Annotated in this window: 22 protein-coding genes and 1 pseudogene; 15 read left to right on the top strand and 8 right to left on the bottom strand. The window is 41.7% G+C overall.

What is annotated here, in order from left to right; translation table 11 throughout:
• Positions 1–113 precede the first annotated feature (113 nt).
• From ACLPIE_RS05195 to ACLPIE_RS05185, 3 genes are all read right to left on the bottom strand, one after another.
• The gene (locus ACLPIE_RS05195; RefSeq protein ID WP_430260307.1) at positions 114–512 is read right to left on the bottom strand and encodes an MAPEG family protein; all 399 of its coding nucleotides are present in this window, start codon (positions 510–512) and stop codon (positions 114–116) included.
• A 138-nt stretch (positions 513–650) separates the two neighbouring features.
• Positions 651–1,055, bottom strand: a complete 405-nt coding sequence (locus ACLPIE_RS05190) for an NUDIX hydrolase (protein WP_430260305.1) — start codon at positions 1,053–1,055, stop codon at positions 651–653.
• A gap of 112 nt (positions 1,056–1,167) precedes the next feature.
• Complete coding sequence (locus ACLPIE_RS05185) at positions 1,168–1,491, bottom strand: DUF4377 domain-containing protein (RefSeq protein ID WP_430260303.1); 324 nt, start codon at positions 1,489–1,491, stop codon at positions 1,168–1,170.
• Between the two features lie 508 nt (positions 1,492–1,999).
• On the opposite strand from ACLPIE_RS05185, the gene aspS reads away from it, so the two are divergent.
• From aspS to ruvB, 6 genes are all read left to right on the top strand, one after another.
• The gene (gene aspS / locus ACLPIE_RS05180) at positions 2,000–3,769 is read left to right on the top strand and encodes an aspartate--tRNA ligase (RefSeq protein ID WP_430260301.1); all 1,770 of its coding nucleotides are present in this window, start codon (positions 2,000–2,002) and stop codon (positions 3,767–3,769) included.
• A gap of 8 nt (positions 3,770–3,777) precedes the next feature.
• Entirely contained in the window at positions 3,778–4,209 is a 432-nt protein-coding gene (nudB, locus tag ACLPIE_RS05175; RefSeq protein ID WP_430260299.1) for a dihydroneopterin triphosphate diphosphatase, read from the top strand.
• Between the two features lie 30 nt (positions 4,210–4,239).
• On the top strand, positions 4,240–4,983 hold the full coding sequence (locus ACLPIE_RS05170; protein WP_430260297.1) for a YebC/PmpR family DNA-binding transcriptional regulator: 744 nt from the start codon (positions 4,240–4,242) through the stop codon (positions 4,981–4,983).
• Between the two features lie 248 nt (positions 4,984–5,231).
• Positions 5,232–5,753, top strand: coding sequence for a crossover junction endodeoxyribonuclease RuvC (ruvC, locus tag ACLPIE_RS05165; RefSeq protein ID WP_430260295.1), 522 nt, complete (start codon positions 5,232–5,234; stop codon positions 5,751–5,753).
• Positions 5,754–5,894: 141 nt separating this feature from the next.
• On the top strand, positions 5,895–6,512 hold the full coding sequence (ruvA, locus tag ACLPIE_RS05160) for a Holliday junction branch migration protein RuvA (RefSeq protein ID WP_430260293.1): 618 nt from the start codon (positions 5,895–5,897) through the stop codon (positions 6,510–6,512).
• A gap of 16 nt (positions 6,513–6,528) precedes the next feature.
• Positions 6,529–7,539 (top strand): Holliday junction branch migration DNA helicase RuvB, encoded by a 1,011-nt coding sequence (gene ruvB, locus ACLPIE_RS05155; RefSeq protein ID WP_430260291.1) that lies wholly within the window; start codon positions 6,529–6,531, stop codon positions 7,537–7,539.
• Between the two features lie 40 nt (positions 7,540–7,579).
• Here ruvB and ACLPIE_RS05150 read toward each other — a convergent pair whose 3' ends face one another.
• From ACLPIE_RS05150 to znuC, 3 genes are all read right to left on the bottom strand, one after another.
• Positions 7,580–8,050 carry a hypothetical protein gene (locus ACLPIE_RS05150; protein WP_430260289.1) on the bottom strand — a complete coding sequence of 157 codons (471 nt, stop codon included), beginning with the start codon at positions 8,048–8,050 and terminating at the stop codon, positions 7,580–7,582.
• Positions 8,051–8,178: 128 nt separating this feature from the next.
• Positions 8,179–8,964, bottom strand: a complete 786-nt coding sequence (znuB, locus tag ACLPIE_RS05145; protein WP_430260287.1) for a zinc ABC transporter permease subunit ZnuB — start codon at positions 8,962–8,964, stop codon at positions 8,179–8,181.
• On the bottom strand, positions 8,957–9,724 hold the full coding sequence (gene znuC / locus ACLPIE_RS05140; RefSeq protein WP_430260285.1) for a zinc ABC transporter ATP-binding protein ZnuC: 768 nt from the start codon (positions 9,722–9,724) through the stop codon (positions 8,957–8,959). The genes znuB and znuC overlap by 8 nt, the downstream gene beginning before the upstream one ends.
• Before the next feature lie 76 nt (positions 9,725–9,800).
• Here znuC and znuA point away from each other — a divergent pair, with 76 nt between their 5' ends.
• The 3 genes from znuA to lpxM all read left to right on the top strand — a co-directional run bounded on the left by znuA (position 9,801) and on the right by lpxM (position 13,220).
• The gene (znuA, locus tag ACLPIE_RS05135; RefSeq protein WP_430260283.1) at positions 9,801–10,760 is read left to right on the top strand and encodes a zinc ABC transporter substrate-binding protein ZnuA; all 960 of its coding nucleotides are present in this window, start codon (positions 9,801–9,803) and stop codon (positions 10,758–10,760) included.
• A 20-nt stretch (positions 10,761–10,780) separates the two neighbouring features.
• Positions 10,781–12,127 carry a murein DD-endopeptidase MepM gene (gene mepM, locus ACLPIE_RS05130; RefSeq protein ID WP_430260281.1) on the top strand — a complete coding sequence of 449 codons (1,347 nt, stop codon included), beginning with the start codon at positions 10,781–10,783 and terminating at the stop codon, positions 12,125–12,127.
• Between the two features lie 118 nt (positions 12,128–12,245).
• Positions 12,246–13,220 (top strand): lauroyl-Kdo(2)-lipid IV(A) myristoyltransferase, encoded by a 975-nt coding sequence (gene lpxM, locus ACLPIE_RS05125; RefSeq protein ID WP_430260279.1) that lies wholly within the window; start codon positions 12,246–12,248, stop codon positions 13,218–13,220.
• Between the two features lie 135 nt (positions 13,221–13,355).
• On the opposite strand, the gene narL is transcribed toward lpxM, so the two are convergent.
• Positions 13,356–14,012 carry a two-component system response regulator NarL gene (narL, locus tag ACLPIE_RS05120; RefSeq protein WP_430260277.1) on the bottom strand — a complete coding sequence of 219 codons (657 nt, stop codon included), beginning with the start codon at positions 14,010–14,012 and terminating at the stop codon, positions 13,356–13,358.
• 21 nt (positions 14,013–14,033) lie between these two features.
• Positions 14,034–15,761: a nitrate/nitrite two-component system sensor histidine kinase NarX gene (gene narX, locus ACLPIE_RS05115; protein ID WP_430260275.1), complete on the bottom strand. Its 1,728-nt coding sequence runs from the start codon at positions 15,759–15,761 to the stop codon at positions 14,034–14,036.
• 329 nt (positions 15,762–16,090) lie between these two features.
• On the opposite strand from narX, the gene ACLPIE_RS05110 reads away from it, so the two are divergent.
• The 6 genes and pseudogenes from ACLPIE_RS05110 to ACLPIE_RS05085 all read left to right on the top strand — a co-directional run.
• A complete protein-coding gene (locus ACLPIE_RS05110; RefSeq protein WP_430260273.1) occupies positions 16,091–17,479 on the top strand; it encodes a NarK family nitrate/nitrite MFS transporter in 1,389 nt (462 codons plus the stop codon).
• A gap of 68 nt (positions 17,480–17,547) precedes the next feature.
• Complete coding sequence (locus tag ACLPIE_RS05105; protein ID WP_430260271.1) at positions 17,548–21,309, top strand: nitrate reductase subunit alpha; 3,762 nt, start codon at positions 17,548–17,550, stop codon at positions 21,307–21,309.
• Positions 21,309–22,850 carry a nitrate reductase subunit beta gene (gene narH / locus ACLPIE_RS05100; protein ID WP_430260269.1) on the top strand — a complete coding sequence of 514 codons (1,542 nt, stop codon included), beginning with the start codon at positions 21,309–21,311 and terminating at the stop codon, positions 22,848–22,850. The genes ACLPIE_RS05105 and narH overlap by 1 nt, the downstream gene beginning before the upstream one ends.
• Positions 22,847–23,569 carry a nitrate reductase molybdenum cofactor assembly chaperone gene (gene narJ / locus ACLPIE_RS05095; RefSeq protein ID WP_430260267.1) on the top strand — a complete coding sequence of 241 codons (723 nt, stop codon included), beginning with the start codon at positions 22,847–22,849 and terminating at the stop codon, positions 23,567–23,569. Before narH ends, narJ begins: the two co-directional genes overlap by 4 nt.
• A complete protein-coding gene (gene narI / locus ACLPIE_RS05090; protein WP_430260265.1) occupies positions 23,566–24,243 on the top strand; it encodes a respiratory nitrate reductase subunit gamma in 678 nt (225 codons plus the stop codon). The genes narJ and narI overlap by 4 nt, the downstream gene beginning before the upstream one ends.
• A 471-nt stretch (positions 24,244–24,714) precedes the next feature.
• Positions 24,715–24,821: pseudogene (locus ACLPIE_RS05085) on the top strand (IS481 family transposase); the annotation flags it as partial.

The raw sequence follows: 24,821 nt of genomic DNA, 5'->3' as shown, positions 1-24,821 counted from the left end.
TATTAATCAAAAACAAAAGTAGTGGGGGATTGTATCAGAAAGGTAACTTACTGAAAATGGCTCTATAGAGAATGAGGCGGCACATTAACTTGTGCCGTTATCGATGATAAAAATTAAAGATTAAACGAAACGATTTGTAGCCAAGGTAAATAGTAAGCATTAGCAATCACCATCATAGCCATTGAAAGATAGGTTGCGACCATACCTGAGCGACGGTAAGTATAATCATGGTTTTTTAAGCCGTAAGAGTGGAGTAAACGCCCAGCAATTAAAATCAGCCCACAAAGGTGGATCATCCAAACTTGTGCACCGTTCATCTCCATTAGCAGTAACAAAATAAGAGAGATAGGGATATATTCAATCGCATTACCATGAACGCGAATTGCGGTTTGTAACTCATAAAACCCGCCATCGCCATAAGCTATACGGTATTGATTACGCAACTTTACAACATTTAAGGATAATCTAAGCAGCAGTAAGGCACCTAGTACAGCATATAAAGAGCTGACCATTTTTTACTCCACCATAAAATGAATCAAACTATGAAAACACCTAAAATATAAATTATAGTAATGGGTATTAGCAATATTCAGTGAATTGTAATGGCTAAAAAGCCATTCGACAAATGGAATCCTAACTTTTTTGAGTTGTTAATTGATTAGACTATCTTGTTTTAATTGTTGTAAAACGTGAACAGCGACACTAGAGCACCGAGCTAAGTCTCGGCTATCAAACCAAGCAAGTTCTGCGATTTCAGCAGCAGGCATAGGCTCGCCTTCATATCGGGCAAAATAACAGCGAACTCGTACTTGCGTTCCGTCTTGTTTGCCATCGGCTAAATCAACAAACTCAGCGTAATAACGAATGGAACTAACATCAAGGCTCAGCGTGAGCTCTTCTTCTATTTCACGACATAGAGCTTGTTCATCAGTTTCACCTTGCTCTCGTTTTCCCCCTGGAATATAAAACAGGTCTTTATTGTGGGAACGTACCATGGCGACTTTGCCTTGAGACAAGGTGATTAATCCAAGCTTATCAATGATTTTAATACTCATAATGCAGTCACTCTTCTATCTTATGTGGCAGAAAAAAACAACGTTGCACTTAATAAAGAAAACTATTAAGCGGATGATTAACCGGCTTAATAATGAGAATAATGAATAAAAATTATTTCTTTTCAACAATTTTTACTAGTTCATAACGAATACTAGATGCATCAGCTGGCGGGTTTGGTACGTCAAATTGCTTAACTTGTAAGATATAAGTAAAGCCTGGTTGGTAATCAAACCCTTGAATTGAGTTATAAAATAATTGCCAATCATCATTTGGGTTTTCTTTGACTTTCATACATTTCATTGGTGCAACACCAACACAGTCGGCAAGGGAAGAATCAACATAAAATGTTTTGGTATTATCAGTATCTGCGGGTTTCACAGTTTGGCATCCTACAAGTAACGTTAACATGATTGAGCCGAGTAACAATTTTTTCATGTGCATCCTTAAGCAGCAGCTGATGATTAAATAGACGTTTCACCTACACATAGGGAGTATAGCAAACCGAAAAAGGTAACGATTCCTAAATCCGCACCTTTACCACTAAAAATAATTATCAGGGTAAATGATTGGTGCTGAAATAATCAAAAGGCTGATTTTCGCACAATATTCTTTCAAACAAGCAAAATAAACTTTTCTTACAATATGTACATGGTGCTCATAGTCCCTTAAAATCGAGCAGATCATAGTGTGCTGTTTACATTTTCAGCGCCGTAATTTTAATACTATTTCTTAATGTGATTAAAATTGATGAAAATATGATTAAAAACAAAATGGTTTACGCGATAAGTTAGATCCGTAACTGTTTGTCTAATAGAATTTCCGGTATAATGTCTGCCTTTTTGACATTCTGAATTTTCAGCCCGTGTTTCGCAAATAAGGGTTCAGCAAAATGCCAAAATCCCGCAGCAAGCAAAAGCACAACAGCTGAGTAAAAGGATATTGTATGCGTACTAATTATTGTGGGCAGTTAAACATCGCTCACGAAGGCCAAACGGTCACCCTTTGTGGATGGGTAAACCGCCGTCGCGACTTAGGTGGTTTGATTTTTATCGATATGCGTGACCGTGAAGGTATCGTACAAGTTTTCTTCGATCCAGATCGCAAAGACATATTTGAAAAAGCGTCAGAGCTGCGTAATGAGTTCTGTATCCAGATCACAGGGACAGTACGCGCGCGTCCAGATAGCCAAAAAAATAAAGATATGGCGACTGGTGAAATCGAAATTTTTGCACAACAGCTTGATGTTTTTAATAAATCAGAGCCGTTACCACTTGATAGCAACCAGACCAACACAGAAGAACGTCGCCTAAAATATCGCTATTTAGACTTACGTCGCCCAGAAATGTCTGATCGTCTACGTACTCGTGCAAAAATCACCAGTTTTGTACGCAACTTCATGGATAAAGAAGGGTTTTTAGATGTAGAAACCCCAATGCTGACGAAAGCAACACCTGAAGGGGCTCGTGACTACCTAGTTCCAAGTCGTGTTCATAAAGGTAAATTCTACGCATTACCACAATCACCACAATTATTTAAGCAATTGTTGATGATGTCTGGTTTCGACCGTTACTATCAAATTGTAAAGTGCTTCCGTGATGAAGATTTACGAGCAGATCGCCAACCCGAATTTACGCAAATAGATGTTGAAACTTCTTTCATGACCGCGGAACAAGTTCGTGAAATCATGGAACGCATGATCCGTAACTTGTGGCTAGAAGTAAAAGGTGTTGATTTAGGCGACTTCCCAATCATGACTTTCGCAGAAGCAATGCGCCGTTATGGTTCAGACAAACCAGACCTACGTAACCCGATGGAGCTGGTAGATGTTGCTGATATTGTTAAAGACGTTGAGTTTGCAGTGTTCTCTGGCCCAGCAAATGACCCTAAAGGTCGTGTTGCGGCATTAAAAGTGCCTGGTGGCGCGGTAATGACACGTAAACAAATTGACGAGTATGGCCAGTTTGTGGGTATCTATGGTGCGAAAGGTTTGGCTTGGATGAAAGTCAATGAGCGTGCTAAAGGCCTCGAAGGTATTCAAAGTCCAGTTGCTAAATTCCTGAGTGAAGATGTGATTAATCAACTGATTGAGCGTACTGGTGCAACGGATGGTGACATCATTTTATTTGGTGCTGGTGCGAAAAATGTGGTTACCGACTCAATGGGCGCATTGCGTTTGAAAGTCGGCCGTGACTTTGAAATCACCAATTTAAATAGCTGGCAACCTCTGTGGGTCATCGATTTTCCTATGTTTGAAGAGGATGGCGAAGGCGGCTTAACGGCGATGCACCATCCATTTACCTCACCTAAAGATTTCACGCCAGAAGAGTTAGCGAGCAAGCCTGAAGAGGCAGTTGCTAATGCTTATGATATGGTGATTAATGGTTATGAAGTGGGTGGTGGCTCAGTTCGTATTCACCGTAATGAAATGCAACAAACGGTATTTAGCATTTTAGGTATTAATGAAGAAGATCAACGTGAGAAATTTGGCTTCTTATTAGATGCACTAAAATATGGAACACCACCACATGCCGGTTTAGCATTTGGTCTTGACCGTTTAGTTATGTTGTTAACAGGAACGGATAATATTCGTGATGTCATCGCATTCCCGAAAACAACAGCTGCAGCTTGCTTGATGACGAATGCACCAAGCCATGCCAACCCAGATTCATTGACTGAACTGGCTATTACTGTTGTAACAAAAGACGAAGAGTAATACGTCCAATGAAAAATTATAAGCGCCCTGAGTCTGTATTGGTCATTATTGTGGCTAAAAATAGCGGCAGGGTGCTTATGTTACGACGTAAAGATGACCCAGACTTTTGGCAATCGGTCACTGGAAGTTTGGAATCAACAGAAATACCGTATGAAACTGCGTGTCGTGAAATTAAAGAAGAAACCGGTTTTGATATCGAGAAAAACCAGCTACAAGATTTGTCGCACAGTATCATCTTTGAAATTTTCCCGCATTTCAGGCATCGTTATGCACCAAATGTGCTTCACTGCAAAGAGCATTGGTTTAAATTGGTGCTAAATGAAGAACAAATGCCATTACTGACGGAACACAGTGAATATTGTTGGCTAGCCCCCGATGAGGCAACTAAGTTAACAAAATCCTGGAGTAACAGTCAGGCTATTTTAGAATTTGCTATTTAATTATTTTATTGACGTTTTTGGAGATATTTCATGGCAGGTCATAGTAAATGGGCCAACACCAAACACCGTAAAGCGGCACAGGATGCTAAGCGCGGTAAAATTTTTACCAAAATTATCCGTGAATTAGTGACAGCAGCTCGTTTAGGTGGCGGTGATCCCGCAACTAACCCGCGTTTACGTGCGGCGGTAGATAAAGCGTTATCTAACAACATGACCCGTGACACCTTAAACCGTGCAATCGCGCGTGGGGTGGGTAATGATGATAACGATAATATGGAAACAATCATTTATGAAGGTTATGGCCCAGGTGGTACAGCGGTCATGGTTGAGTGCTTAAGTGACAACCGTAATCGTACCGTTTCTGAAGTGCGTCATGCTTTCACTAAAACTGGTGGTAACTTAGGAACAGATGGTTCAGTTGCTTATTTGTTTACTAAGCGTGGTGTTATTACTTATGCCCCGGGTATTGATGAAGATGCACTGATGGAAGCTGCGTTAGAAGCTGGTGCTGATGATGTTGAAACTTACGATGACGGCGCAATAGATGTGTATACCACACCAGAAACTTTCGGTGAAGTTAAAGATGCCCTCGATGCTGCGGGCTTTGCGAGTGAAGCCGCTGAAGTTTCAATGATCCCATCAACGAAAGCAGAACTGGATGCTGAAACAGCACCAAAACTGTTACGACTAATTGATATGTTAGAAGATTCTGATGACGTTCAAGAAGTTTATCACAACGGTGATATTTCTGACGAAGTTGCAGCTACGCTGTAATTAGCGAATAGTTAAAGCATATCCGCGTAGAGAAAGCGGGCTGTTGTAGCCTGTTTTCTCTAACGCCTTCCATAGCGTCCTTTCTTTTATTCACTATACTTTTTAATACTGATAATTTATTTTCATATATACCTGATTAACATCATCATATTGAATTCATTATTTAGTGGAAATTGATAGTATTATACAACTAATTAGAACGATATAATTTACTAGTATGAGTACACAGAGGCGTAAACAGATACTATATGGCGATTATATTAGGTATTGATCCCGGTTCTCGGGTAACGGGCTATGGCGTTATTCGCCAACAAGGGCGGCAATTACTTTATTTAGGTAGCGGGTGTATTCGTACTCAAGTTGATGATTTACCAAGTCGTCTGCAACGGATTTATGCGGGTGTCTCGGAAATTATCACTCAATATCAACCGAACGTTCTATCAATAGAACAAGTCTTTATGGCAAAAAATGCAGATTCAGCACTGAAGCTGGGTCAAGCGCGTGGGGTGGCTATTGTTGCAGCTGCAAACTTAGATATTCCTGTATTTGAATATGCAGCGAGACAAGTTAAACAGACTGTGGTGGGTACTGGCGCGGCAGAAAAAAGTCAAGTACAACATATGGTTAAATCAATATTAAAGTTATCTGCTAATCCTCAGTCGGATGCTGCGGATGCCTTAGCCATTGCTATCACTCATTGCCATTTTAACCAAAATTTATTGAAGGTTGGGGATACTCGTCTTGTGTTAACGCGGGGGCGTTTGAGATAGCAAGTTTGTCTGAAAGAATATTTACAATCAATATTTAACTTGCAACTGGATATGCATCCAGCATTTTTTGTGGTATAAACAGCAGTATTAATAACAATAGGCTAAACTGTTTTAGTTTAAGCAGTAACTGAGGGCTTCAATGTGATTGGTCGTTTACGTGGTATCGTACTAGAAAAGCAGCCACCAATAGTATTACTAGAATTACAAGGGGTGGGTTACGAAGTGCATATGCCAATGACGTGTTTTTATGAGCTCCCCGATATCGGCCAAGAAGCGATTGTTTTTACCCATTTTGTGGTTCGTGAAGATGCTCAGCTTCTTTATGGTTTTAACGATAAACAAGAGCGAGCATTATTTAAAGAATTAATTAAAGTCAACGGTGTTGGTCCTAAGCTGGCACTCGCTATTTTATCTGGGATGTCTGCTCCGCAGTTTGTCTCTGCCATTGAACAAGAAGCGATTGCATCACTGGTAAAATTACCAGGTATTGGCAAGAAAACAGCGGAGCGCTTAGTGGTTGAAATGAAAGACCGCTTTAAAGGCCTTAATGGGGATCTATTCAATCAAACAAGTGATATCAATCTTCCTAACGTGAGCAGCAAAGCCCCACGTATGGCAGATATTGAAGCAGAGGCTGCTGCTGCATTGATTGCCCTTGGTTATAAACCTCAAGAAGCTAGCCGAATGGTCAGTAAAGTGGCTAAACCAGATAGCGATTCCGAAACATTGATCCGTGATGCCTTACGTGCTGCACTTTGATTGAGAGAATATTAAGATGATTGAAGCTGATCGCCTAATTACTGCTGAAATATTGCAGCCTGATGAAGAGGCTATTGACCGCGCGATCAGGCCAAAGTTGCTGAATGAATATATTGGTCAACCGCAGGTTAAAGACCAAATGGAAATTTTTATTCAAGCAGCAAAAATGCGAGGTGATGCACTCGATCACTTATTAATTTTCGGTCCTCCTGGGCTCGGGAAAACAACCTTGGCAGGGATTGTCGCAAATGAATTAGGTGTCAATTTGCGTACGACGTCGGGGCCTGTTTTAGAAAAGGCCGGTGACTTAGCGGCAATGCTAACTAACCTTGAGCCCCACGATGTCTTATTCATTGACGAAATTCATCGCCTTTCTCCTGTTGTTGAAGAAATTCTTTATCCAGCAATGGAAGACTATCAATTAGATATCATGATCGGTGAAGGCCCAGCTGCGCGTTCAATCAAAATCGACTTGCCTCCATTTACCTTAATTGGTGCAACAACTCGTGCCGGATCATTAACCTCTCCTTTAAGAGATCGTTTTGGCATAGTTCAGCGACTAGAGTTTTATCAAGTCAATGATTTACAACATATTGTCAAACGTAGTGCACAATACATGGGGTTAGATATTACTGAAGAAGGGGCATTTCAAGTGGCTATGCGCTCTCGCGGAACACCGCGTATTACGAACCGTTTATTGCGGCGAGTGCGTGATTTTGCTCAGGTAAAAGGGAATGGCTCAATTGATGAACTTATTGCTAACCAAGCATTGGACATGTTAAATGTCGATGCTGCAGGGTTTGATTATTTAGACCGTAAATTATTAGTGGCAATTATTGACAAATTTATGGGGGGGCCCGTTGGCGTGGATAACCTTGCTGCTGCTATTGGTGAAGAGCGTGAAACTATTGAGGATGTGTTAGAACCTTATCTTATTCAACAAGGGTTTATTCAACGTACACCGCGAGGTCGTATGGCAACAGCTCATGCTTATAACCACTTTGGGCTAACGCCGAAAGAGGTTTAATTAGTTTCCCTTTAAAAGAGGGAAACTAATGAGAACAAAACTATGATTGTGAGTTAGGATCTAGTTGAAAATCAATTCCAGTGTCGTACGAGTCTTCTGGAATGTCATAATCAAGGATGCTATATAGGTTCAAATTTGAGTCAGGTTTACAGGTTTTCTTGCTAATGATTTTTTGGCCTTGGTAAACCACGATACCTTGGTAATACCATCCTTTGCCTTCACCATCATACAGCACATAATTATAATTACCGTTTTGGAAGCGAATATAAACTGAGCTAGCCCCTCCAGAGAACATCCCTTTGCCTACAAAAATATTTTCACGGCCCTTGGCATTTGCTGGTAGGGTAATTTCTGTTTTACCTAATGTTCCATATCGATAAACGGGGGTTTTACCGTTCTCGACAACTACGCTAACTAACTTATTGTTCTCTAACTGACAAGAGTATTCAATAGCATTGGCTGAAGCAGAAAATATGCTAATAGCCATAGAAACCGTGAGTATTTTCTTCATTTTTCGACCCTGAAATAAGATAAACGGCATCAGTATGAAATAGAAAAAACGAAAAAGCGAATAAAATGATATGAAAGTAATGATGGATAATACCCCAGTAAATCAGTACTGAGGTATTTATATATCAATTAATTTTTGGCTTTAATTGATAAGCTAAGGATAAACAAAATGGCTGAAATTAAGACAACAGATGGCCCTGCCGGCGTGTCATAGAAAGCGGAAAAAGTCAGTCCTCCAGTGACAGAAAGCATACCAATAATAATTGCAATAAATGCCATTTGTTCAGGTGTACGAGCAAATCGACGAGCCGTGGCCGCAGGGATAATCAGCAATGATGTAATTATTAATGCACCAACAAATTTCATTGCAATACCAATGGTTAGGGCGGTTACTAACATTAACAATAAGCGTAGTCGTTGAATATTAATCCCATCTACGAATGCCAACTCAGGGCTAACGGTAATAGATAAAAGCGCTCGCCAGCGATAAAAAAGCAACCCGCAAACGACAATAACGCCAATTAATATCGTGATAATATCTTCATAGCTAACAGAAAGTAAGTCACCAAACAGGTATGCCATCAAGTCAACACGGACATTTGCCATTAAACTCACTACGACAAGACCAAGGGATAGTGAACTGTGAGCCATAATGCCTAGCAAGGTGTCAACGGCTAATTGAGGGCGTTTTTCGAGCCAAACTAAGATTAAAGCTAATAACAGAGTGACGGTAATGACCGCATAAAATGGGTTGATGTTCAGTAATAAACCGAAAGCGACACCTAATAAAGAGGCGTGAGCAAGTGTATCGCCAAAATAAGACATCCGTCGCCAGACGACGAAAGAGCCTAATGGACCTGCGGCAATTGCAAGTAACATGCCCGCGATCCAACCGGGTAGTAATAACTCAATCATGTTTACAATCCTTGCTGTGCTGGTGCTTTACAATGATATTGCCTTCTAAATCATGTTGATGATTATGCTGATGACGATATACCCCTAATTGTTGAGCACCTCGGTAACCAAACATAGCGACAAATTCAGGGTGATTTGAGACGACATCAGGGGCACCAGAACAACAAATATGGCCATTAATGCATAGAACTTTGTCGGTTTTAGCCATAACCAAATGTAAATCATGGGAAACCATTAATACGGCACAGCCCAATTCAGTTCTTAATTGGTTTATTAAGTCATATAACGCTACTTGACCTGTAATATCAACACCTTGGGCTGGTTCATCAAGAACGAGCAAATCAGGCTTGTTGAGTAAAGCGCGAGCTAATAGGACGCGTTGTGTTTCGCCTCCCGATAATTTTTGCATCGGTTGGTCAAGTAAATGGGTGGCATTAACGCGCTCAAGAGCCGGTTGTAAGTGCTCTTTGCGAACGCCAAGTTTTAACAACATAAAACGCTTGACTGTAAGAGGCAGGGTCGTATCCAAATGAAGTTTTTGGGGTACGTAACCGATGGCGAGGGGAGAACTGCGTGTGACAGTGCCTGATGTAGGATTTAAAAGACCTAAGACAACGCGCACGATCGTTGATTTTCCAGCTCCATTTGGGCCTAAAAGCGTCACGATATCACCCTTGTTAAGTTCAAAGGATACATTTTTGAGAACTTGTTTTTCGCCAAATGAAACAGAAATCTTATTTAAAGTGAGTAATGGTTGCATATGAAAAACATCTTGCAGAATTCATGATGTGTTATATTATAACATTTCAAAATTAAAATCACGGAAAAAGACTGCTATGATACATAAATCGAAACACAATGCTCGTAAATTTCTTCTTGGAGCAGCGGTGACCTCCGTAGTAAGTGTAACAATGGTGCCTACATCTAATGCGAGTGTTGTCACGTCAATTCGTCCATTGGCTTTTATTGCGGCAGGTATTGCTGATGGTGTGACGGATACACAAGTTTTATTGCCGGATGGTTCATCACCACATGATTATGCACTCAAACCCTCTGATTTGAAAAAGATTAAACAGGCGGACTTATTTGTGTGGATTGGACCTGATATGGAAATGTTTTTACAGAAGCCAATCAACACATTACCACAGAATAAACGGCTGGCACTGGCAGAGCAAAATAATATCAAGCCATTGTTAATGGCGGAGTCTCATGAGGATGAACATGACCATGAGCATGGAGATAATGCTAATCATGACAACGATCACGAACATCATCATCATGGTGAGTATAATATGCACATCTGGTTATCCCCAGATATCGCAAATCTCGCTGCGCAGGATATTCATCAACGTTTAGTAGAGCTTTATCCTGAGCAAAAAGATAAGCTAGACGTAAACCTTCGTAAATTCAAAGAAAATATGGCGCAAAATGATCAAAAAATTGCTAATATTTTGCAGCCAGCTAAAAACAAGGGTTATTTCGTTTTTCACGATGCTTATGGCTACTTTGAGAAACACTATCGACTCGCCCCATTGGGGCATTTTACGATAAACCCAGAAATACAACCTGGTGCGCAGAAATTACATCAAATACGAACACAACTGGTTGAGCATAAAGCGCAATGTGTTTTTGCTGAGCCACAATTCAGGCCTGCTGTGATCGAAAGTGTAGCACGCAATACGGGAGTGAAAATGGGCACTCTTGACCCACTCGGAAGTGGGCTGGCAATAGGACCAGATAGCTACATGCAGTTTTTGACTAACTTGTCGGAACAATACGCTAGCTGCCTGAATTAAAAATAGAAGGAATTGTTTAAGTGCAGCAAATGGCCAAAGGTCTGGCTCAGGTATATGGTAGCCTGTCTAGAACCCACAAGATAGTACTAAGTACTCTCACAGTCGCTACCATGGCCGTCGCAATCTGGCGGCCCGTTCACATGCCATCTATATCTGAAAATGATGGTACTCCAGATACTATTATCCCTCTTTCATTATTGCCTGCCAGTGATGCTACTGACGATATAATTCAAGACAGTAGTGAACAGCTTCCTGATGAAGGACTTGCTGATACCGAAGCAGAAACGGAAACAAGTGAAAGTGGTGGCGAAGGGGTCCCATTAGCACATGAATATGTTGTTGCGAGTGGCGATAACTTAACCACAATTTTAACTCAGTTTGGTATCGAAGCCGGTGATGTTGTGACGTTGTCCAACCAGCATCGATCATTGCGCAACCTTAAAATTGGTCAAACATTGAGCTGGTCTTTGACTGAACAAGGTGAACTTGAGTCTTTAACTTGGGAAGTTTCACGTCGTGAAACTCGTGTATTTAACCGTGTCGGTGATACCAATAAATTTGAAGAAGTAAAACAAATCCGTACAGGTGAGTGGACTAATAGTGTTCTAAACGGTACGGTTGATGGCACCTTTGCACAAAGTACAAGTAAAGCAGGTTTAACACGTAGTGAAGGCCGTGAAGTTACCAAAGCGTTACAGTGGCAAGTTGATTTTCGTAAATTGAAAAAAGGCGACAAGTTCAGCGTATTAATGAGCAGAGAAATGCTAAATGGTCGTAGTGAGCAAAGTCAACTCATTGGTGTACGTCTAGAAACTAATGGCAAAAGTTACTATGCTTTTCGAGCTGAAGATGGCCGCTATTATGATAGCGAAGGGAATGGCTTAGAACGTGGTTTCTTACGTTTCCCAACCGCAAAACAATTTAGAGTTTCGTCTCAATTTAATCCACGTCGTGTCAATCCTGTGACAGGACGCGTTGCACCTCATAAAGGTGTTGATTTTGCAATGCCAGTCGGGACGCCAGTTTTAGCCGTAGGCGATGGTGAAGTAATTGTTTCTAAATATAGCGGTGCTGCAGGTAATTTTATCGCAATTCGCCATGGTCGCCAGTATACAACTCGCTATATGCATTTACGTCAGTTATTAGTTAAGCCTGGTCAAAAAGTAAAACGAGGGGATCGTATCGCATTGTCTGGGAATACAGGTCGGTCAACAGGTCCACACTTACATTTTGAAATGTGGATAAATCAGCAGGCAGTAAACCCATTAACAGCTAAATTACCAAGCTCTGGTGGTCTAACAGGCAAAGAGCGTAAAGACTATTTAGCATTGGTAAAAGAAGTTAAGCCTCAACTTAAACTGCAATAAGCTAAGTTCCTATATATCATTTTCTGGCAGGTACTTGTATCTGCCAGTTTTCGTTATAATACTTTCACAAATCATTATTATAGGCTATAAAAATAGCCATTATTCACTTGGGTACAGCATGAATAAAGACCAAGATACAGATAGTAAGAAAGGTTATGTGCCAACTTTTCATCGCTCCTATTTATCTCCTAAATACTGGGGAGTATGGTTAGGTGCAGCAGTTTTTGTCGGGTTATCCTATATCCCAGTTAAAGTCCGCGATCCTTTACTTGCAAAGGTAGGAAAATGGGTAGGACGGGTAGCTAAAAGTGCTCGTAGACGAGCTAAAATCAATTTACTTTACTGTTTTCCACAATTGACAGAAGAGGATCGAGAACAATTAGTTGACCGAATGTTCGAAACAGCACCTCAATCCTTTGTTATGTTGGCTGAGTTATGTATTCGTGGTGCAAGTAAAACGTTGGTAAGAACACATTGGCATAACGAAGAAATTATTGAGCGTTTAAAGCATCAGCAAAGTAATGTTATTTTTATGGTTCCCCACGGGTGGGCGGTTGATGTTCCTGCTATGTTGTTAGCGGCGAAAGGGCAACAAATGGCGGCTATGTTCCATCATCAGAAAAATCCAGTTGCTGACTACTTATGGAATAAAGCACGTTACCATTTTGGTGGGCGTTTGCATTCGCGAGAAGCTGGCATTAAGCCATTTATTGCCTCTGTAAGGCAGGGGTACTGGGGTTTTTATCTTCCTGATCAAGACCATGGTGCAGAGCATAGCGAGTTTGTGGATTTTTTTGCTACCTATAAAGCCACATTACCTGCAATTGGGCGGTTAATGAAAGTGTGCAAAGCGAAAATTGTTCCGTTGTTTCCTGTTTATGATCATAAAACGCATCAATTACATATTTATATTCGTGAACCTATGAATGATATTGAGGGGAAAGATGACGAGTATATTGCACGGAGAATGAATGAAGAGTTAGAGCATCTCGTTGCACCATACCCTGAGCAATATACGTGGATCTTAAAACTGTTGAAAACACGCAAAGAAGGTGAAATAGAACCATATCAACGTAAAGATTTATATCGTTAATTAACGATTTGTTTTAGAGGGGAGAACTCGATAATATGATTGAGTTCCCCCCTAAATTAACCGATGTATGCTCTCGTCGATGCTACCTAAAACAACAGCCATAGCTAGATGCATGAGCATAATAAACTGCAAAGACTATTTTTGTTGTAAAACCCAAATTGCCGCTTCTACACGTGATTTCAATTTAAGTTTTTTCAATAAATGTTTGACATGTACTTTAACCGTACTTTCTGTAATTTGTAGTTTATTGGAAATTTGCTTATTTGATAACCCTTGGGAAATTAAATCTAAAATATGTGTTTCTCTTGGTGTTAACACGGCAAGATTATGATCTGTTGGTGTTCGGTTATCTCTTAATGATTCCGCTAAGACGGAAGCAAGAGTTGGGCTAACAACCAGCTTACCGCTTGCAGCTTCTTTGAGAGCGATAATGAATTTTTCTGGTTCCATATCTTTTAATAAATAACCATCAGCACCGTGTTTTAGGGCATTAATTAAATCTTCGCCGTAGTTTGAAACAGTGAATAAAATAATTCTCCCAGAAAGTTCACTGTTACGTAAATTATTGAGGACTTCAAAGCCATTCATTTTAGGCATATTTAAATCTAATAGGATTAAATCGGGATCATATTCTTTGGCGATTTTGATGCCGGTTTCTCCGTCATCGGCCTCACCAATGACCTTTAATGAAGGTTCTAAGCTGATGAGTTGTTTAACGCCATTACGTAGCATCGGATGATCATCAATGAGTAAAATAGTGGATTGCCCACTCGTGATATTTTTGTTTTTCATCAACAAGTAACTCCAATTTAATTAAGCCACAGCGAGTGGGAATGTGACACTTACCGTTGTACCTCCCTGAGCGTGAGAAGTGACTTGGTACTCCCCGTTTAAACTCAGGGCTCTTTCCCTCATGATGATTAGCCCATAATGATTATTTTTGATGGGTTGAGGTTGAATACCTTCACCATTATCTTCAATAGTGACAGTGATAACACCTGCATTTTCTAACAATGATACTTGTGTCCATGTAGCGTTAGCGTGCTTGAGAGTATTGCTCAAGGCTTCTCGGATTATCTGTATGATATGGATCGATTGATGTGGTGAAATAATTTTAGCCGGAATTTGGTAGATTACGTTTATTTCAAATCCAATGCGTTGATTAAATTCCCTGATTGTACTTTCTAAAGAGGCTAATAAACCAGGTTCAGTGAGTTTCAATCTGAATGTCGTTAGTAATTCACGTAATTGGCTATAAGCCGAATTAATTTCATTGCGCATTTGATTGAGTAAATCTTGTTGTTTGTTTGGTGATATATTAGGTTGCATTTGCAGGTAGCTAATTTGCATTTTTAAACAAGATAAAGATTGGGCAATTGAATCATGAAGCTCCCTCGCGATTGCTGAGCGTTCATCCATAATTAACAATTTTTGCTGTTGCTCTAGTTGCTGCTCCATCGCTAACATACCTGACATTTGTTTGGCTAACATGAGAACTAAATTATTTTGTTCACCAGATAATGACTGGCTGATAGCTATCTCGGCCAAAATCACGCCATAACGATATAAATGATCGGAAATCTCCCATGATAGTATTCTTGTGGGTTCTTTATCTTCTAATATTAGAGGTTGGCTGGTCTGAATTTCATGGAAGCAAGTATCATTATTTTCTTCGTATAACCGTAAACGTATATTTTTTAGTGGGGTTAAGCCGCTAAGTTCAGTTAATACTTTTGTTAGTCGTGTTGTGAGTGGGCTAATGGAATGTAGCGTTTGATTAGAACGATATAAATACAGTAATACTTTATTTTTATTCTGTAGGTCAGCCGTTTTTTCCTCTATACGAGCTTCTAGATGATGATAACTTTGTGCTAATTCATCGGACATTTGATTAAGTGTCTGCCCAAGGGTGGAAAGTTCATCTTGCTTTTTATGGAGAGGAAAGCGTTGACTAAAATCTTTATGGCTAATTGCATTCACCATTTTTAATAATGTTAACCACGGGTAATAAATTTTGTTTCTAAAATGACAAATAGTCAGAAGGAGTAAAAGCAAAACAAGGGTAATAAAAATCATCTGTGTCATCGACACATACGTCATTTTACGTTCCGTTTTTTCATCAATGCTACGAACTAACTCATCGATTTTATTGACAAAGGTAATTACTTCAAAACGTGCTTCATTAGGTGATGAAGCGGCAATAAGTGCAGGTTTTAAATCATTCAACCAATAGTGATAAAGTTCGGAAAATTGGTTTGTTAAGCCTTCTATTTCGATAACCTGTGTTAACTCATGACTTAGTAAATTATTTTCGAGTTCATTGATATAATCATCAGAATATGATGTAAGTGGTGTTAATGAAAGTAAATGATAACTCTGCATCCGTAATGAGCCGGATTTATTAATCGCGTGTGCATTTCCTTGCGCGCTAATAATCATACGATTTGATATGGTCATGCCAATAATACCGAATATAGCAATCAATAACATTAAACCAATTACTTGGTTAATTATTGAGAATCTATGGTAGGTAGTTGGCATAAATCATCCTTTTCACTTAGCTTAATGTTTTATTACTTTTTATGACATAGATATTGTTCTCTTTATGTAAATTTGAATATGCCACTTCGGTATTACTCCCTAATTTCCAATGAGATAATTAACGTTAGATTTAGGGGGTAATGTATTTTTAAATTAAATTTAAATTTAGTTTAATCAGTTAGTTATTTAAATATACTCCCCATACTACTCTAGTGGTTTATTTAAAAAACACATTAAATTTCATTTTAACTTGCCTTGATTTAGATCAGCTTCGCGGTGACATATTCGTCACACACTGCGCTCAGAAATTGTATTTATCGGGGTGATTTATGTCTCAACGAAATAATGTAGTCGCGCAGTCAAATGGTATTATTCAGGATTGGCGACCTGAAGATGTTCAATTCTGGCAGCAAACAGGTCAGCGAATTGCTAAACGTAACTTGTGGATTTCCATCCCGTGTTTATTGCTCGCATTTTGTGTATGGATGTTATTTAGTGCCGTCGCCGTTAATTTAAATAAAGTGGGGTTTAATTTTACCACCGATCAATTATTTTTATTAACCGCATTGCCTTCCGTTTCTGGTGCCTTATTACGCGTACCTTATTCTTTTGTTATTCCTATCTTTGGAGGTCGTCGTTGGACAGCAATTAGTACTGTATTTCTGATTATTCCGTGTATTTGGCTGGGGTATGCGATTCAAGATACAACAACGTCATATCAAATATTTGTTGTTATCTCTCTTCTGTGTGGTTTTGCAGGGGCAAACTTTGCCTCTAGCATGGCAAATATTAGCTTCTTTTTCCCAAAATCTCGCCAAGGTGGCGCTCTTGGTCTGAATGGCGGCCTAGGCAATTTAGGTGTCAGTGTGATGCAACTGGTCGCGCCGTTTATTGTTGGCGTGGGGGTATTTACTTTTGCGGGCGGAACAGGCGCTGTCCAACCTGATGGTTCTGTGCTGTGGTTAGAAAATGCTGCGTGGATTTGGGTGCCGTTTTTACTGCTCTTTACGGTATTGGCATGGTTTGGAATGAATGATTTGGCAACAAATAAGGCGTCTTTAAAACAACAACTTCCTGTTTTAAAACGGGGGCATTTGTGGATTTTAAGCCTGTTATACCTTTCAACATTTGGGTCGTTTATCGGTTTTTCAGCGGGCTTTGCGATGCTGTCAAAAACTCAGTTCCCCGATATCGTTATTTTGAAATTTGCCTTTTTTGGCCCATTCCTCGGCGCATTAGCACGCCCACTCGGTGGCATGTTGTCTGACCGTTTTGGCGGCGTCAAAGTGACGTTCCTTAATTTTATCGCAATGGCTATTTTCTCAGGTCTACTGTTTTTTACTTTACCAGAAAACGGTCAAACTGGCTCATTTGGTGCATTTTATGGCGTGTTTATGGTGCTGTTTTTAACAGCAGGTTTAGGCAGTGGTTCCACATTCCAAATGATTGCCGTGGTTTTTCGTAAATTAACCATGGATAAAGCCTTATTAAGAGGTGCTTCAGAGCAAGAAGCACAAAAAGAAGCAGTAACAGAAAGTGCGGCAGCACTAGGGTTTATCTCTGCTATTGGTGCTATCGGTGGCTTTTTTATTCCCAAAGCCTTTGGGACGTCTTTAACCCTAACCGGTTCACCCATTGATGCCATGAAAGTGTTCTTTGTATTTTATCTCTCTTGTGTGTTTATCACGTGGCTAGTCTACGGGCGCACCCACAAATAATAACAAGTAATAAAACTCTTTTTAAGCAATGTAAGGCGGCGGTCGCCGTCTCTTTGGAGGTAATCCGAATGAGCAAATTTTTAGACAGATTTCGTTATTTTAAGCAGTTGGGTGATACCTTCGCAGATGGTCATGGGCAAGAGCTTAATGTTAACCGTGATTGGGAGGATGGTTATCGCAGCCGTTGGCAGCACGATAAAGTTGTGCGCTCTACCCACGGCGTTAACTGTACGGGCTCATGTAGCTGGAAAATATACGTGAAAAATGGTTTGGTCACGTGGGAAACTCAACAAACAGATTACCCACGTACCCGTCCAGACTTACCTGATCATGAACCGCGCGGTTGCCCTCGCGGCGCCAGCTATTCATGGTATTTATACAGCGCAAACCGTGTGAAATACCCGATGATGCGTAAGCATTTATTAAAATTATGGCGCGATGCGAAAATAGAGCACAAAGACCCTGTTGCGGCGTGGCTCTCCATCATTAGCGATCCAGAAAAAGCACAGAGTTACAAACAAGCTCGTGGTCGCGGTGGTTTTGTTCGCTCTAGTTGGCAGGAAGTGAACGAGTTAATTGCTGCGGCTAACGTAGCGACGATTAAAGAATTTGGCCCTGATCGCATTGTCGGTTTTTCGCCAATTCCTGCGATGTCGATGGTGTCTTACGCATCAGGCGCCCGTTATTTATCCCTCATTGGTGGGGCTTGCCTGAGTTTCTACGATTGGTACTGTGACTTACCGCCTGCATCTCCGATGACTTGGGGTGAACAAACGGACGTGCCAGAATCTGCGGACTGGTATAACTCATCCTATATTATTGCTTGGGGTTCAAACGTCCCACAAACCCGTACGCCTGATGCTCACTTTTTTGCTGAAGTGCGCTATAAAGGGACAAAAACAGTTGCTGTCACGCCAGATTACGCAGAAATCACCAAATTCTGCGACCATTGGCTGAACCCAAAACAAGGGACGGACAGTGCGATGGCGATGGCGATGGGGCACGTCATCCTCAATGAATTCCACGTCAAACGAGAAGCGGAATATTTCCGTGAATATGTTCGCACCTACACCGATATGCCGATGTTGGTAATGCTCGATAAGCATGAAAACGGTAGCTATGTTGCTGGGCGCATGCTGCGTGCTTCGGATCTGGTGGATTCTTTAGGCGAAGAGAAAAATGCCGAATGGAAAACTATCGCGATTGATGAAGAAACTGGGGCACTGTGTGCACCTCAAGGTTCGATGGGATTCCGTTGGGATGACAGCCAAAAATGGAACTTAGAACCGCGCGCAGGGCAAGATGCGCACGAGGTCAAAATGAAACTCAGCCTTGCAGACACGCATGATGAGTTTGTTGAGGTTGGCTTCCCATACTTTGGGGGCTTAGAAAGCGAACATTTCCAACGTGTTGAACTGAAAGACGTTTTACTGCACAAATTACCCACGAAACGTATTCAGCTTGCAGATGGCAGCGAGGCTCTGGTCACTAGTGTGTATGATTTAATGCTCGCTAACTATGGTATTGACCGTGGTTTTGGTGATGAAAATTGTGCCGTTGATTATGATGATATGAAAGCTTACTCCCCTGCATGGGCTGAAAAAGTCACTGGGGTGAGCCGCCAAAATATTATTCGTATCGCCCGTGAGTTTGCGGATACCGCAGAGAAAACGCACGGCCGAGCTATGGTTATTGTCGGGGCAGGTATCAACCATTGGTATCACATGGACATGACTTACCGTGCGATTATCAACATGCTGATTTTTTGTGGCTGTGTGGGGCAAAGTGGGGGTGGTTGGTCACACTATGTTGGGCAAGAAAAACTACGACCGCAAACAGGTTGGACGCCCCTTGCTTTTGCTATTGATTGGCAGCGTCCACCACGGCACATGAACAGCACATCATTCTTCTATAGCCATTCTAGCCAATGGCGCTATGAAACCGTCGGAACGGAAGAGTTACTCTCACCTTTAGCGGATAAAAAAGCGTTTAGCGGTAGTTTAGTCGATATGAACGTACGCGCCGAGAGAATGGGCTGGTTGCCTTCAGCACCACAGCTGAATGTCAATCCATTAAACATAGCTAAACAGGCGCAAGAAGCCGGACTGTCTCCGGTAGATTATACCGTTAAGGAATTGAAAAACGGCAATATTCGTTTTGCGGCAGAACAGCCAGATAACCCACAAAACTTTCCACGCAACCTGTTTATTTGGCGTTCAAATTTATTAGGCTCCGCAGGGAAAGGCCATGAATATTTATTGAAATATTTGCTGGGTACTGAAAATGGTATTCAAGGCAAAGACTTAGGTCACCAAGGTGGCGTCAAACCTGAAGAAGTGGAATGGCAAGATACTGCGGCGCAAGGGAAAGTGGACTTAGTGGTGACTCTCGATTTCAGAATGTCGAGCACTTGCTTATTCTCAGATGTGATTTTACCAACTGCTACTTGGTATGAGAAAGACGATATGAATACCTCGGATATGCATCCGTTTATTCATCCGTTATCCGCCGCAGTAGATCCTGCTTGGGAATCGAAAAGCGACTGGGAAATTTACAAAGGTATAGCCAAAGTGTTCTCAGACGTGAGTGTGGGTCATTTAGGCCAAGAAACTGATGTGGTCACACTCCCAATTCAGCACGATAGCGCTGCGGAAATGGCACAGCCTTTTGATGTCAGGGATTGGAAAAAAGGGCAGTGTGAGTTGATTCCGGGGAAAACCGCACCGCACATTATTTGTGTTGAGCGTGACTACCCGAATACTTACGCACGCTTTACCTCCCTTGGCCCATTAATGGACAAGTTGGGGAACGGTGGAAAAGGTATTAGCTGGAATACGCAAGATGAAGTTGACTTCCTGAAAAAACTGAACAAAACCCAGCCGGAAGGGGCCAATGTAGGCCGCCCTAAAATTGACACAGCTATTGACGCTGCCGAGGTGATTTTAACCTTAGCGCCAGAAACCAATGGGCAGGTTGCAGTGAAAGCGTGGGATGCGCTAAGTAGGGTTACAGGGCGCGATCATACGCATTTAGCACGGCACAAAGAAGATGAAAAAATTCGCTTTCGCGATATTGTGGCACAGCCGCGTAAGATCATTTCGAGCCCGACTTGGTCAGGTATAGAAGATGAACATGTTTCTTATAACGCTTGCTATACCAACGTTCACGAGATGATCCCTTGGCGCACACTCAGTGGTCGTCAGCAGTTATATCAAGACCATGAATGGATGCGCGCCTTTGGTGAAAGTCTTGTGGTGTATCGCCCCCCCATTGATACGCGTGCAGCGCAGCCATTAGTGGGAGCAAAATCCAACGGTTACCCTGAAAAAGCGCTGAATTTTCTGACGCCACACCAAAAATGGGGCATTCACTCTACTTATAGCGACAATTTATTGATGTTGACGCTCGGTCGTGGTGGCCCTGTGGTTTGGTTAAGTGAGGGTGATGCTCGCGAACTCGGTGTCGAAGATAATGATTGGGTTGAGGCGTTTAATAGTAACGGCGCGTTGACGGCAAAAGCGATTGTGAGCCAACGGGTCCCTGAAGGGATGGTCATGATGTACCACGCACAAGAGCGGCTGATCAACTTACCGGGGTCAGAAATTACGGCGCAGCGCGGAGGAATCCATAACTCTGTCACGCGTGTTTGTCCGAAACCGACTCATATGATTGGCGGCTACGCCCATCTGGCCTATAGCTTCAATTACTATGGAACCGTGGGTTCTAACCGTGACGAGTTTGTGGTTGTTCGAAAAATGAAACAGGTCGACTGGCTGGATGGGGAAAATGATACCTATCAGCAGCCCCTGAGAGGAAAGGAGAAAGCATAATGAAAATTCGTTCTCAAGTCGGCATGGTACTAAACCTCGATAAATGTATTGGTTGCCACACGTGCTCAGTGACCTGTAAAAATGTTTGGACCAGTCGTGAGGGGGTTGAATACGCTTGGTTCAATAACGTCGAGACAAAGCCAGGTATTGGTTACCCTCATAATTGGGAAGATCAAAAAAAATGGAAAGGAGGATGGCTCCGTACCATTAAAGGCAAACTGGTTCCACGCATGGGGAACAAAGTCGGCGTACTGTCTAAAATCTTTGCTAACCCTGATGTACCTGCTTTGGATGATTATTATGAGCCATTTAATTATGATTATGGCCATTTAAAAAATGCCAAAGAAAGCAAACATGTTCCGACGGCTCGCCCACGCTCATTGATTACGGGTGAACGGATGAGTAACGTGAAAATGGGGCCTAACTGGGAAGATGACCTCGGTGGTGAATTTGTGAAGCGTGCCGCAGATAAAAACTTTGAGCACATCCAAAAAGAGATGTACGGGCAATTCGAAAATACGTTCATGATGTATTTGCCACGCCTGTGTGAACATTGTTTGAACCCTGCTTGTGTCGCAACATGCCCAAGTGGTGCGATTTACAAACGATCTGAAGACGGTATCGTCCTGATTGACCAAGATAAATGCCGTGGATGGCGCATGTGCCTGACAGGCTGTCCGTACAAAAAAATCTATTTTAATTGGAAAAGTGGTAAATCAGAAAAATGTATTTTCTGTTACCCACGTATTGAGTCAGGTATGCCAACGGTTTGTTCAGAAACCTGTGTGGGTCGTATCCGTTATTTAGGCGTGCTGCTATATGACGCGGATAGAATTGCATCGGCGGCGAGTGTGGAAAAAGAGACGGATCTGTACCAAAGCCAGCTCGATGTCTTCCTTGACCCATACGATCCTAAAGTGATTGAGGAAGCCCAAAAACAAGGTGTTCCATTAAGTGTGATCGACGCAGCACAAAAATCGCCGGTGTATAAAATGGCGATGGAGTGGAAGCTAGCGCTGCCGCTGCACCCTGAATATCGCACATTACCAATGGTGTGGTATGTACCGCCTCTGTCACCGATTCAATCTGTCGCTGATTCGGAGTTATTGGCGAGCAATGGCGTCTTACCTGATGTCGAAAGCTTGCGTATCCCAGTGCAATACCTCGCTAACCTCTTAACGGCGGGGGATACCGAACCTGTTCTGTTAGCGTTAAAACGTATGTTAGCGATGCGCCACTATAAACGTGCAGAAACAGTGGAAAACCAATGTGATACCAGCGCATTAGAGCAAGTGGGATTAACCGAAGCTCAAGCACAAGAAATGTACCGTTACTTGGCGATTGCTAACTATGAAGACCGTTTTGTGATCCCATCTAGCCACCGTGAATTGGCTCGTGAAGCATTTCCTGAAGCCAAGTCTTGTGGTTTTAGCTTTGGTGATGGTTGTCATGGTAGCGACAGTAAAACCAATCTGTTTAATAGCAGACGTATTGATGCCATAGATGTGACGCCAAAAACAGCGCAGGAGAACACACTATGATGACGTTAAGAGTGATTTCTCGGTTGTTAGAGTACCCTTCAGAGGCGCTTTGGCAGCACCGCGATGAGTTAATCGAGGCGTTAGAGCAGGCGGATGAATTACCTGTGACTCGCGCGGTTCAACTGATGATGTTTGTGCGTGAGTATCTCAATGAGGATTTACTCGATATGCAGGCGCAATATTGTGAGCTATTTGATAGAGGACGCGCGACATCGTTGCTGTTATTCGAACATGTTCATGGAGAATCCCGCGACCGCGGCCAAGCGATGGTCGATTTAATGGGTCAGTACCAGCAGCGTGGTTTGCAAATCGATTGCAAAGAGCTGCCCGACCATTTACCCATTTACTTGGAATATCTCACTGTTTTACCTCCACAAGAAACCGTGGGAGGCTTGCACGATATCGCGCCAATCTTAGCGTTATTAGGGGAGCGTTTGAAACAGCGTGAAAGCCGCTTTGCGAGCTTGTTTGAGATATTGCTTGAGTTATCCAATAGCGAAATTGCCACTGATCAACTTAGCAAAAAAGTGGCATCAGAAGCGCGGGATGACACGCCTCAAGCCCTTGATGCAGTGTGGGAAGAGGAACAAGTGAAGTTTTTTGCGGATGAGAAAACCTGCGGTGGGGAAGTCACCGCCCATCAACACCGTTTTGCTAATGCCGTCACGCCACAATACTTGGATCTCGGCACGAGCAACCATGTAGGAGTGCAAAAATGAATTTCTTCAATCAATTCTTCTTCGACATTTACCCATATATTGCTGGCACCGTGTTTATTGTTGGTAGCTGGCTGCGTTATGACTACGGCCAATACACGTGGCGAGCAGGGTCTAGCCAAATGTTAGATAAAAAGAATATGCGTCTGGCATCCAATTTATTTCATTTGGGGATTATTGGTATCTTTGCCGGTCACTTTTTGGGAATGTTAACACCACATTGGATGTATGAATCTTTTCTGCCAATGCATATCAAGCAGTTAATGGCGATGATCGGGGGAGGTTCTGCGGGGGTGATGATGCTAATTGGTGGAGCGATGTTATTGAAACGTCGCCTCTCAAATCCACGTATTCGTGCGACATCTTCTTTTGGTGACATCATGATTATGGTATTGCTGGTGGTGCAGGTCTGTTTAGGGTTATTGACTATTCCATTTTCAGCACAACATATGGATGGCAGTGAAATGTTGAAATTAGTGGGCTGGGCACAGTCTGTCGTGACATTCCATTGGGGGGCATCGCGTTATCTTGAAGGTGTTGGCATTGTGTTCAAACTGCATATCGTTTTGGGTATGACGATCTTCTTACTCTTCCCATTTTGCCGTTTAGTGCACATTTGGAGTGCACCTATAGAATACCTGACTCGTCGGTATCAGTTGGTGAGAAATCGCCACTAAGTTTGGGCTCATAAGGATGTGAGCTAGTACATTGCGCTTATGTAATTTGTTCTTATATGAACAACAAATATTGCTATTTTGCATCCCATCTACCACGTTAGATGGGTTTTTCTTATTTATTTTCTGGCTATATACTACTATTCGCGATTTTTCGCGATTTTTCAATCAATTACCAATTTTGGTTAATGGGTTTACGATATTGCAGGCATTTTTAAAAAAATAATAATTCATTGATAATAAAATAAGCTATTTCATCATATATTCAATAAACGGTAACGTCATATCAACACATTACTCATATTTAGTACCCTATATAAACGTCTACGTGAATATTAACGCGTCCTAGTTAGAAATAACCAAATATGTCATTCAGGATAAATAGATTGTCGATGAATTTGAGGCCTCACAAAGTATGAAAGTCTGGACTTCGGTTGACAATTAGTTTTTTCTCATTGTAGCCGGAGGTCAGATATGATGAACATTAAAGCTAAACGAGATATTGCACATAAAACAAAAATCTTAAATCATGCCCGTGAGAGCAAAAATATTGCTAAAACTTGTCGTCATTTTGGGATCAG

The sequence above is a fragment of the Providencia sp. Me31A genome, from assembly GCF_050487165.1.
Taxonomy (GTDB): domain Bacteria; phylum Pseudomonadota; class Gammaproteobacteria; order Enterobacterales; family Enterobacteriaceae; genus Providencia.
This window is presented reverse-complemented; position numbering and strand designations above follow the sequence as displayed.